This window comes from Mycobacterium riyadhense, from assembly GCF_963853645.1.
GTDB lineage: Bacteria > Actinomycetota > Actinomycetes > Mycobacteriales > Mycobacteriaceae > Mycobacterium > Mycobacterium riyadhense.
Genome location: NZ_OY970456.1, coordinates 3,386,154 through 3,398,012, shown reverse-complemented (window position 1 = coordinate 3,398,012; position 11,859 = coordinate 3,386,154). Strand labels below are relative to the sequence as shown.

The following is an 11,859-nucleotide window of genomic DNA, read 5'->3' as shown; positions in this document are numbered from 1 at the left end:
CTACGTGGGACGGCTCTTGGTGGCGTAAGGATCTGTTTCGCAGCGCTGCTCGTTGTGAACACCGCGATATCGCCGCAGTAAAGGAATCTCATCCGGAACACCGGGCCGTACCGGTTGGCCAGGCGCTGATAGAAATCGCGCCGAGTGAGCCATTGCCGCGACTGAACCAGGTTGGGCTCCCACGGACTGGGCATGCGATTGAGTGGCCCCGGAACACTCATACTGAAAATGTAGAACCGTATCGTTTGTTTCAACGCCCTCGGCGTGCTGGCGGAACCACAGCTCATTGGATGGGGGGCTACGAATTGCGTCGATCATCGACACCGGATGGGTCAAGCGGGGATGTCGAACCGACATCCGAGCATGCGGTGGTCATTGTCGGCGGCGGTCCGACAGGGCTGATGCTGGCTGGCGAGTTGGCGTTGGCGAAGGTCGACGTTGCCATTGTCGAGCGGCGCGCCAGCCAGGACCTCATTGGCATGCGCGCGGGTGGTCTGCATTCACGCACCATCGAGGTTCTCGATCAGCGCGGAATTGTCGATCGATTCCTGTCCCAGGGGCAGGTAGCGCAAGTCGCGGGGTTCGCGTGGATTCGGTTGGATATCAGTGACTTTCCCACCCGGCATCCCTATGGGCTCGCGCTGCGGCAGAACCACATCGAACGCATTCTTGCGGGCTGGGTCGGCGAGCTGGCGGTGCCGATCTATCGCGGACGTGAGGTGACGGGTATCGCCCAAGACGACGCCGGCGTCGACGTCGAGCTGTCCGACGGCGAGTCGCTGCGGGCCGAGTATCTCGTCGGGTGCGACGGGGGACGCAGTCTGGTCCGGAAAGCGGCCGGCATCGACTTTCCGGGGTGGGATCCGACGACGAGCTGCCTGATAGCCGAGGTCGAGCTGGCCGGTGAGAGGGGCGAAGCGCCGGAATGGGGACTGCGCCGCGACGCCCTCGGTATCCACGCCCTGAGCAGGTTGGAGGTCGGGGAGCGGGTGGGGGTCATGGTTACCGAGCAGCACCTCGGAGCCCCCAGCGAACCCACCTTGTCCGATCTGAGCGAGGCGCTCATCGCCGTATACCGGACGGATTTCGGGATCCACAGTCCCACTTGGATTTCCAGGTTTACCGATATGGCGCGGCAGGCCGCGGCCTATCGCGACAGACGGGTACTGCTGGCCGGCGATGCCGCGCACGTGCATTTCCCGACCGGGGGGCAGGGCCTCAACACCGGTGTGCAGGATGCGGTGAATCTGGGCTGGAAGCTGGCCCAGGTAGTCAATCGGACATCGTCGGACAGCCTGCTGGATACCTACCACGCCGAGCGCCATCCCGTCGCCGCCCGCGTGCTGCACACCACGATGGCGCAAACCGCACTCCTTAGCTCAGGTGCGCGTATCGACGCGTTGCGCGACACCGTGTCTGAGCTGCTGAGCATGGACGAGCCACGCAAGCGATTCGCCGGGATGATGTCCGGTCTGGACATCCATTACGATTTGGGCGAGGGACATCCGCTGCTCGGGCGCCGCATGCCCGATCTCGACCTGGTCACCGCCAACGGCCCGCTGCGGGTATTTACCCTGCTGCACCATGCCAGGCCAGTGCTGCTCAACCTTGGTGAGCCGGGGGGCGTCGACATCGACATCACTGGTTGGGCGGATCGGGTTCAACTCGTCGACGCGAAATATGTTGGCGACTGGGAACTTCCGGTGCTTGGCGTGGTCGCGGCGCCCACCGCCGTGTTGATCCGGCCCGACGGATATGTTGCCTGGGTGGGGAACGGACATCACCTTGGGCTCGCCGACGCACTCACCACCTGGTTCGGGCCGTCGACTGCGGTCGCATTCTCGGCCCAACAGTTGACGACATAGTCGCTTGGAACGTGGACTGCGGCGACCGTCAGCTCCCTGCCTCTTTGGTGAGGACAACCGAGGAAGGAAACGCTGCGGCTGTAGCGTCTATTGGCACGCACGTCGAGGGAGGAAGAATGCACCGGTCAAGAACACATCTGCCAATTCCCAGTGCTCCCCGCACGGGACTGATCACGTATGACGCGAAGGATCCGGACAGCGCGTACCCGCCGATCGAGCAGCTACGCCCACCCGCGGGTGCCCCGAATGTGTTGCTGATCCTGCTTGACGATGTCGGGTTCGGTGCGGCGAGCGCGTTCGGCGGCCCGTGTCAGACGCCAGCCGCGGAACGGCTCGCCGGCGGCGGGTTGCGGTACAACCGGTTTCACACCACCGCGTTGTGCTCGCCGACGCGACAAGCGTTACTGACCGGACGCAACCACCACTCTGCCGGCATGGGCGGGATTACCGAAATCGCCACCGGGGCACCGGGATACAGTTCGGTGCTGCCCAACACGATGTCGCCGATCGCGCGGACGCTGAAGCTCAATGGGTACAACACTGCCCAGTTCGGCAAGTGCCACGAGGTCCCGGTCTGGCAGACCAGCCCGGTTGGGCCGTTCGACGCGTGGCCCGCCGGCGGTGGTGGTTTCGAATACTTCTACGGCTTCATCGGCGGCGAGGCCAACCAGTGGTATCCGAGCCTGTATGAGGGCACTGCGCCGGTCGAGGTGGACCGTACCCCTGAAGAGGGCTACCACTTCATGGAGGACATGACGGACAAGGCCATCGGCTGGATCGGGCAGCAGAAGGCACTGGCCCCCGACACGCCGTTCTTTGTGTACTTCGCCCCTGGTGCGACCCACGCACCGCACCACGTGCCGCAGGAGTGGGCCGACAAGTACCAGGGCAAGTTCGACGCGGGCTGGGATGCACTGCGGGAGCAAACCTTTGCCCGGCAAAAGAAACTCGGGGTGATCCCGGCGGACTGCCAGCTGACCGCGCGTCACGCCGAGATCCCGGCGTGGGATGACATGCCGGAGGACCTCAAGCCGGTGCTGCGCAGGCAGATGGAGGTTTACGCGGGATTCCTGGAATACACCGACCACCACGTGGGCAGGCTCATCGACGCCGTGGACAGGCTGGGCCTGCTCGACGACACGCTGGTGTTCTACATCATCGGGGACAACGGCGCCTCCGCCGAGGGCACGATCAACGGCACGTTCAACGAGATGTTGAATTTCAACGGCATGGCGACGATCGAGACACCGGAGTTCATGATGGAGCGCCTCGACAAGTTCGGCGGGCCGGAGTCCTACAACCATTACTCGGTCGGCTGGGCGCATGCGATGGACACGCCCTACCAGTGGACAAAGCAGGTGGCATCGCACTGGGGTGGCACGCGCAACGGCACGATTGTGCACTGGCCCAACGGAATTGCGGCGAAGGGTGAGATGCGCTGGCAGTTCCACCACGTCATCGACGTGGCGCCGACGATCCTGGAAGCAGCGGGGCTGCCGGAACCGTTGTTCGTCAACGGTGTGCAGCAGCACCCCATCGAAGGGGTCAGCATGCTGTATTCGTTCGGCGACGGGCAGGCGCCGGACCGGCATGAGACGCAGTATTTCGAGATGTTCGGAAACCGCGGCATCTACCACAAGGGCTGGACCGCGGTGACCAAACACAAGACGCCGTGGATCCTTGTGGGCGAGCAGCCGCCGGCGTTCGACGACGACGTGTGGGAGCTCTACGACACCACCACGGACTGGAGCCAGGCCAGGGACCTGTCCAAGGAGATGCCGGAGAAACTTCATGAGCTGCAGCGGCTTTGGCTGATCGAGGCGACGCGCTACAACGTGCTGCCGCTGGACGACGACACCGCCAGCCGCATCAACTCTGACCTGGCGGGCAGGCCGGTCCTGATCCAGGGCAACACCCAGGTGCTGTTCGGTGGCATGGGGCGGTTGTCGGAGAACTGTGTGCTCAACATCAAGAACAAGTCGCACTCCGTGACCGCTGAGATCGAGGTGCCCGACACCGGCGCCGAGGGCGTGATCGTCGCACAAGGCGCCAACATCGGCGGCTGGAGTCTGTACGTCAAGAACGGCAAGCTCAAGTACTGCTATAACCTGGGTGGGATCGAGCACTTCTACGTTGAGTCCACCGGGCCAGTGCCAGCCGGCGCGCATCAGGTGCGCATGGAATTCGCTTACGCTGGTGGCGGTTTGGGCAAGGGCGGCGAGGTGACCCTGTATGTCGACGGGCAGCAGGTCGGCGCAGGACATGTGGCAGCCACGCTTGCCATCGTCTTCTCCGCCGACGACGGCTGCGATGTCGGTGTGGACTCGGGCTCGTGCGTCTCACCCGACTACTTGCCGGGAAAGAACGCGTTCAACGGTCGGGTCAAAGGCGTGCAGCTGGCTATCGCCGAGGCAGCAGATGCCGAAGGGCACATGGTCACGCCCGAGGACGCGGTCCGCATCGCTCTAGCGCGCCAATAGCTCCCGCACAGCTCTAACGGCAATGCATCTGGCATCTGGTCAGCCGCCGCCGACACAAGGGGACCAAGACGAGCTCGCTCTTTATCGAAAACACAAGGAGCAGGCCCTCTTTAGACAGATAGGCACGCAGTACGGCCGATCCTAGGCGGTGCGCCCGGATTTGCCGTCAGCGCCGGTCTGGCCAGTGTTCCCGCCAATTCCAGAAACGCCGCCCACGCCCAAGCCGCCGGGACCGGCGCCGGCACTGCCGCCGGCGCCCAGGCTACCCGCGGCGCCACCGCCGCCGCCGGTGCCGCCATCCCCGCCGACGTCGGGGTGGTGGCCCGTGCCGCCGTTGCCACCGGTGCCGCCGTCGCCGCCGCTGCCGCCGTCACCGCCGTCGCCGCCGTCGCCGCCGCTGCCGGCGGCGGAGTTGCCACCGCTGGCCCCGGTGGCGCCGTTGGCTCCCTTGCCGCCGGCGCCGCCAGCGCCGCCCTTGCCGGGGGCAAGGGCGGTTTCGCCACCACCGCCATTGCCGCCGTTACCGCCTGCCCCGCCGCTGCCGGCGACCCCGGCGTCACCGCCGTTGCCGCCGGTGCCTGAGCCCAGTGCCTCGCCCCCGACACCTCCGGCGCCGGCGACCCCACCGTCGCCGCCGATGCCGCCGCTGCCGCCGTTGCCGCCGACTGTAACGATGAAACCACTGCCGGCGCTTCCGCCGTTACCGCCAGCGCCACCGTTGCCGGCCGCCCCGGCGTCACCGCCGTCCCCGCCGCCGCCCGAAGTCAAGGCCGAACCGCCGGCTCCGCCGCTCCCGGCCGCTCCGCCCTTGCCCCCGGTTCCGCCGCTCCCGCCATTGGGCGTTATTGTGCCTACGCCGCTGGACCCGCCGTCGCCGCCGCGGCCGCCGGCCCCGCCGTCGCCGGCGGCGCCACCACCGCCACCGGTGCCTGAGCCCAAGGCTGCGCCGCCCGTGCCGCCGATGCCGGCGCCGCCGCCGGCACCGCCGGTTCCGCCGTTACCGGCGATGCCGCCAGGGCTCCCGAGGCCAGATCCGGAGTTGCCTCCGTCGCCTCCATTGCCGCCAGCGCCGGCGGCCCCGCCGTTACCTCCGTCGCCGGAGGCCCCGCCGATGCCGCCGTTGCCCGAACCGCTGGCTTCCCCGCCGCCCCCACCTGCACCGGCAGTCCCTCCGGCGCCGCCGTTGCCTCCGCTGCCACCGGTGCCACCTGCGACATTGACGCTTAGGGTGGCGAAGCCTTGGGCACCGGTGGCACCGTCGCCGCCAGTGCCGCCGTCGCCGGCGAGGCCGCCGGCTCCGCCCTGGCCACCGTTTCCTGACCCCAGGGCCGCGCCGCCGGCGCCGCCACTGCCGCCGCTGCCGCCCGCACCGCCGTTGCCGCCGGCCCCGCCAAAGGCTGCAGTGGGGGGCTTCGCGATGCCGCTAAGGGGGACACCGCCGGCCCCGCCGGACCCGCCGCTGCCCGCGACGCCGCCGGCTCCGCCTTGCCCGCCGTTGCCCGACCCGACGGCCGCACCGCCGGCTCCGCCGTTGCCGCCGCTGCCGCCGATGCCGCCGTTGCCGCCGCGTCCGCCGTTGAAGTCGGAGAAGGTACCCGCTGCGCCGGCACCGCCGTTGCCGGCAGTGCCGCCAGCCCCTCCCGCGCCACCGGACCCACCGTCGCGGTCTATGCCAGCAGTGCCGTGAGCGGCCGTGCCGCCCGCGCCGCCGGCACCTCCGGCACCGCCATTGCCGCCGGTACCGCCGTTGCCACCGTTGCTACCGGGTTGTTGACCGTCCGCGCCAGCGCCGCCCTGGCCACCCTGGCCGCCAGTGCCAGCAAATCCGCCGTTGCCACCGTTGCCGGATGTTGTGCCGCCGGCCCCGCCGTCACCACCGCGGCCGCCTGCCCCGCCGGCCCCGCCGGCCGTCCCGTTGCGGTCGCTACCGGTGGTACCGCCCAGGCCAGCGCCACCCGCGCCTCCATTGCCGCCGGAGCCACCGTCGCCGGATGCCCCGGCGTCGCCACCATTCCCGCCGTTGCCGCCGTTGAGGCCGAAACCGCCGGCCCCGCCGTTACCGCCGTTACCGCCGTTGCCGACCGACCCGCCCGCACCGCCGGCACCACCGTTGCCCGGCGTCTGCGGGTCACTCGGGCCGCTCACGCTGAAGCCAGCCCCGCCATTGCCTCCGTTGCCACCGCTGGTCACCCTGATGCCGTCCGCGCCATCAGTGCCGGCGCTACCACCGCTGCCCCCGCTGCCTACGGCGCCGCCGGCGCCGCCGATGCCGACCGCGCCAGGATTGCCACCATGGCCGCCGGCCGCGCCGTTAGGGGCGCTGGCATTCCCTTCGCCGCCGGCGCCGCCATTGCCGGGCGTCCCGGCGTCACCACCGGCGCCGCCGTTACCGCCGCTTCCGTTGATGCCCCCGGCGGAGTCACCGCCGCCGCCGCCGTTACCGCCGACCCCTCCGGCGCCTCCGTTTCCGCCGACGCCACCGGCCGTGGGCGCCGTCACGCCGTCGGCGCCGTTACCGCCAGTGCCGCCCGCCCCGCCGCTGCCGGCAAGCCCCCCGCTGCCACCTTTGCCTGTCCCGCTAGACGAACCGCCGGCGCCGCCATTGCCCCCGGCACCGCCAGCGCCGCCATCGCCGCCGCCGACTCCATGGATCGCGCCGGAGTTCGCGTCGTAGCCGGCCCCACCGTGGCCGCCGTTACCGCCGACGCCACCGTCAGCACCATTCCCCGTGCCGAGACCCTTGCCACCGACACCCCCATCACCGCCGGCACCACCAACTCCACCCGTACCGCCGATGCCTGCGGTGCCATTGGTGCCCGACGCCGCCAGAGCGACGCCGCCGGCGCCGCCGGCACCGCCGGCGCCGCCCTGCCCGCCGTCACCACCCCTTGCGCCTGGAGTGCCGTTCTCGCCAGGTGTCTGCGCATCGAAGCCGTCCCCGCCTGCCCCGCCGACGCCCCCAGCGCCGCCGGTGCCGCCGGCCCCCCCGCCGCCGCCGTTGCCGGCGGCTGAGCCGCCTAGGCCACCCTGGCCGCCAGCACCGCCGGCACCGCCCATCTTGCCGTTGCCGCCAGCGGTGGCACTGACGTCGTGGCTGCCGGGGGTGCCGGGGGTACCGGCGGCCCCGGCGGCGCCATTGCCGCCGGCCCCGCCGATGCCGCCGTTGCCGTAATTGCCGCCATTTCCACCCGCTCCCCCGTTGCCCCCGTTGGCGCCGGTGCTGGTAGCGCTAAACCCTGCTCCACCGTTTCCACCGTTGCCGCCGCTGGTGACGGCGGTGCCGTCAGCACCGGTCTGGCCAGCTTTGGCGCCGCTGCCGCCCGCCGCCCCGCCACTGCCACCAATACCGTGAGTTCCCGGGTCACCGCCATTGCCGCCGGCCCCACCATCCGGGTTGGCTGCGTCACCGGCCGCCCCAGCCCCGCCGTCACCGGCGGCGCCTGCATCACCTCCGGTCCCGCCTGCTCCGCCGTTACCGTTGACGCCGGCACTGAGGATGCCGCTACCGCCGATGCCGCCCTTACCGCCAGCGCCACCGTTACCGGCGGAGCCGCCGTTACCACCGGCCCCACCAGTGCCGGCATTAACCCCACCAACACCACCAGCCCCCGTCGCGCCGTCTCCCCCATCACCACCAGCGCCACCAACACCACCGGCTCCGGCGTTGCCGCCCCTACCACCGAGCGAGCCGCTCTTGCCGCCATTGCCACCCGCACCACCGGCGCCACCGGCTTTACCGTCGCCCCCGGACTCACCCGGATTCACACCATCAGCGCCGGTCGCACCGGCGGCCCCGTCGCCGCCAGCCCCGCCGGCACCGCCGTGGCCAACGGCGCCGCCATTACCGCCAGCCCCGCCGTTGCCCCCGTTCGCGCCGGCGGTGGTGGCGTCAAACCCGGCCCCACCGTTTCCGCCGTTGCCGCCGGCGACGACAGAGCTACCGTTAGCACCGGTCTTGCCCGCACTGGCGCCGCTGCCACCGGCCGCCCCGCCTTTGCCGAAGATGCCGCGAGTGCCCGGGTTACCGCCGTTGCCGCCAGCCCCACCATCGGGGTTGGCAGCCGTGCCCGCCGCCCCTGCACCGCCGCTACCGGGGGCGCCGGCGTTACCGCCATCCCCGCCCGCACCCCCGTTGCCGTTGGCGCCCGCAATCCCATGGGCGGCGCTACCCCCAACACCGCCTTTACCGCCAGCACCAGCGTTGCCAGCATTGCCGCCATTACCGCCGGCCCCACCAGCACCGGCATTAACCCCACCAAGACCCTTAGCCCCAGCCACACCGTCGCCGCCATCGCCACCATCCGCTCCAGCGCCACCAGCACCGGCCCGGCCGCCATTGCCAGCGACCGAACCACCCTTGCCGCCATTGCCACCCGCGCCACCGGCCCCGCCGGCGGTACCGTCGCCCCCGGACTCACCCGGATTGACACCGTCAGCGCCGCTAGCGCCAGCGGCGCCAGTGCCGCCAGCTCCGCCGGCACCGCCGTTGCCGTAACTCCCGCCGTTCCCACCGGCCCCGCCGTTGCCCCCATTCCCACCGGCGGTCGTGGGACTAAACCCATCCCCACCATTCCCACCGTTGCCGCCCGTGGCGACGGCCGCGCCGTCAGTCCCGGCCTGCCCAGCACTGGCGCCGCTACCACCGGCCGCCCCGCCATCACCACCGACACCGCGGGTACCTGGGTCACCGCCGTTGCCGCCGGCCCCACCATCAGGGTTAGCGGCCGTCCCGGCCGCTCCCGCCCCACCGTCACCGGCGCTGCCGGCGTCACCGCCGGCCCCGCCCGCTCCACCGTCACCGTTGGCACCCGCAATACCGTGAGCGGCGCTACCGCCAACACCGCCCTTACCGCCAGCCCCGCCATCACCGGCGGAGCCGCCACTGCCACCGGCCCCGCCAGCTCCGGCATTAACCCCACCAACACCACCAGCCCCAGCTACACCATCACCGCCATCGCCACCAGCACCACCAGCACCACCAGCCCCGGCATTACCGCCATTGCCAGCGATGGACCCGCCCAGGCCGCCATTGCCACCAGCACCACCGGCCCCACCGGCAGTGCCGTCGCCCCCGGACTCACCCGGATTGACACCATCAGCGCCGGTCACACCGGCGGCACCAGCGCCGCCACTCCCGCCGGCACCGCCATCGCCGTAACGCCCGCCATTGCCACCCGCCCCACCGTTACCCCCATTCGCACCCGTGGCGGTGGGACTAAACCCGTCGCCACCGTTTCCACCATTGCCGCCCGTGGTGACGGTGGCACCGTCAGCACCGGTCTTGCCGGCACTTGCGCCGCTGCCACCGGCCGCCCCGCCACTGCCACCGGTACCGCCGCGCGCGCCCGGGTCACCGCCGTCCCCGCCGGCCCCACCATCAGGATTCGCGGCCGTGCCGGCCGCTCCGGCGCCACCGTCGCCGGCAAGGCCGGCGTCACCACCAGCCCCACCGGCACCCCCGTCACCGTTGGCACCCGCAATACCGTGAGCGGCGCTACCGCCAACACCGCCCTTACCGCCAGCCCCACCATCACCAGCGGAGCCGCCACTGCCACCGGCCCCACCAGCACCAGCATTAACCCCACCAACACCACCAGCCCCAGCCATGCCATCGCCACCATGACCACCAGCCCCACCAGCACCACCAGCCCCGGCATTACCGCCATTGCCAGCGACGGAGCCACCCAGGCCACCATTGCCACCGGCCCCACCCGCCCCGCCGGCGGTACCGTCGCCCCCGGACTCACCCGGACTGACACCATCAATGCCGGTCGCACCGGCGGCGCCAGCGCCACCACTCCCGCCGGCACCGCCATCGCCGTAACGCCCGCCATTGCCACCCGCCCCACCGTTACCCCCATTCGCACCGGTGGCGGTAGGACTAAACCCGTCCCCACCATTGCCACCGTTACCGCCCGTGGTGGCAGCGCTGCCATCAGCGCCGGTCGCCCCCGCACGTGAACCCGACCCACCCAGACCGCCGGTGCCGCCCGCGCCGGGATTACCGCCGTTGCCGCCGGCCCCGCCATCTGGGTTCGCGGCCGTGCCGGCTGCCCCGGCCCCGCCTTCACCGGCAGTCCCGCCGTTGCCACCTTGACCTCCGGCACCGCCGGCACCTCCAGAACTCAGCAGTTGTCCGGCGCCGCCGGCGCCGCCGTGGCCGCCGCTCCCGCCGATGCCACCGTCTCCACCGGAGCCGCCGGCCCCACCGAGACCTGCGATGGCGCCATCGGCACCGTTGCCACCGGCGCCACCGATCCCGCCTGCCCCGCCGAAGCCGCCGTGGCCGCCGGCACCCAGTAGCAGCGCGGCCGCTCCTCCGGCGCCGCCATTGCCGCCGGTACCACCGGCTCCGCCACCAGCGCCGAGCGCTCCAGCGCTGCCGGCCCCACCAGCGCCGCCGACGCCACCAGCCCCACCTCCGGCCAACAATCCGCCAGCCCCGCCAGTCCCGCCATCACCGCCGGGCCCGCCGATGCTGCCCCCATGACCGACTCCGCCAGCACCGCCAGCCCCACCCACTCCGAACAGCAGCTCTGCACGACCACCGGCCCCGCCCGTGCCGCCTCCGAAGCCGCCGGCGCCGCCGTCACCGCCGCCGCCCCAAACCCAGCCACCGGCCCCACCAACCCCGCCAGTCCCGCCCACCGCGCCAGTCACCCCGGCCCCGCCGGCCCCGCCATTGCCACCTTTGCCGAACAACAGCCCACCAGCCCCGCCGGCCCCGCCCGTGCCGCCACCGACCCCCCCGCTGCCGCCGACGCCGCCGCGGCCCCACAACCCCGCAGAACCGCCGGCCCCGCCAGCCTGACCCGCCGCCCCGGCGGCACCGTTGCCGCCATTTCCAATCAGGAGGCCACCATCCCCACCGGCCCCACCTGGCGTGGTGGCGTTGGCGCCGTCACCGATAATCGGACGACCAAACAAAGCCACAGCCGGCGCATTGATCGCCCCGAGCAGATTCGATTCGGCATTAGCCGCCTCGGCGGCCAGATAGGAGCCCGCGCCGGCATTCAGGACGTGCACGAAGTGCCGATGAAAATTTGCCGCTTGCGCGCTAATCGCCTGATACTGCTGGCCGTGCTCGGAGAACAACGCGGTAATTGCCGCCGACACCTCGTCGGCGGCCGCCGGTGCCATTACCGTCGTCGCTGATACCGCCGCCGCGTTTGCCGCACTCACCGCAGAACCAATGCCCGCCAAATCCCGCCCTGCCGCAGCAATCAAGTCAGGCCCGACCACCAAGTACGACATCGCGAACCCCTATCTCAGGTGCAAAGACGTCCCCGTCCATGCCGCCGGTTGTCTGTGACAGCTGTCTTGACAACTGTCACAGATAGTGACAAGCCGACAGAGTAGCGCTAGATGTCGGTGCCGCGGCGGTTTCCGCCAATCCCATTGCATGTTTCTCCGCAGTGCGTTCCGGGTCGAACGAGTTGCCGAGCATTTCGCGCCCACTTTGCGGCCTGTCCGGTGTCAGTAACTGGAAGGCCGTCGGGAGAAGCGAGCCAGCG

At 70.9% G+C, this 11,859-nt stretch carries 3 protein-coding genes; 2 read left to right on the top strand and 1 reads right to left on the bottom strand.

What is annotated here, in order from left to right; translation table 11 throughout:
- Positions 1 to 290 precede the first annotated feature (290 nt).
- Both AADZ78_RS15255 and AADZ78_RS15250 read left to right on the top strand, forming a co-directional pair.
- Positions 291 to 1,865, top strand: coding sequence for an FAD-dependent monooxygenase (locus AADZ78_RS15255; protein ID WP_085251502.1), 1,575 nt, complete (start codon positions 291 to 293; stop codon positions 1,863 to 1,865).
- A gap of 116 nt (positions 1,866 to 1,981) precedes the next feature.
- Entirely contained in the window at positions 1,982 to 4,345 is a 2,364-nt protein-coding gene (locus AADZ78_RS15250; RefSeq protein WP_085251501.1) for an arylsulfatase, read from the top strand.
- A 141-nt stretch (positions 4,346 to 4,486) separates the two neighbouring features.
- Here the strand turns inward: AADZ78_RS15250 and AADZ78_RS15245 are convergent, their stop codons facing one another.
- Positions 4,487 to 11,599: a PE family protein gene (locus AADZ78_RS15245; protein WP_204903391.1), complete on the bottom strand. Its 7,113-nt coding sequence runs from the start codon at positions 11,597 to 11,599 to the stop codon at positions 4,487 to 4,489.
- Between the last annotated feature and the right edge of the window lie 260 nt (positions 11,600 to 11,859).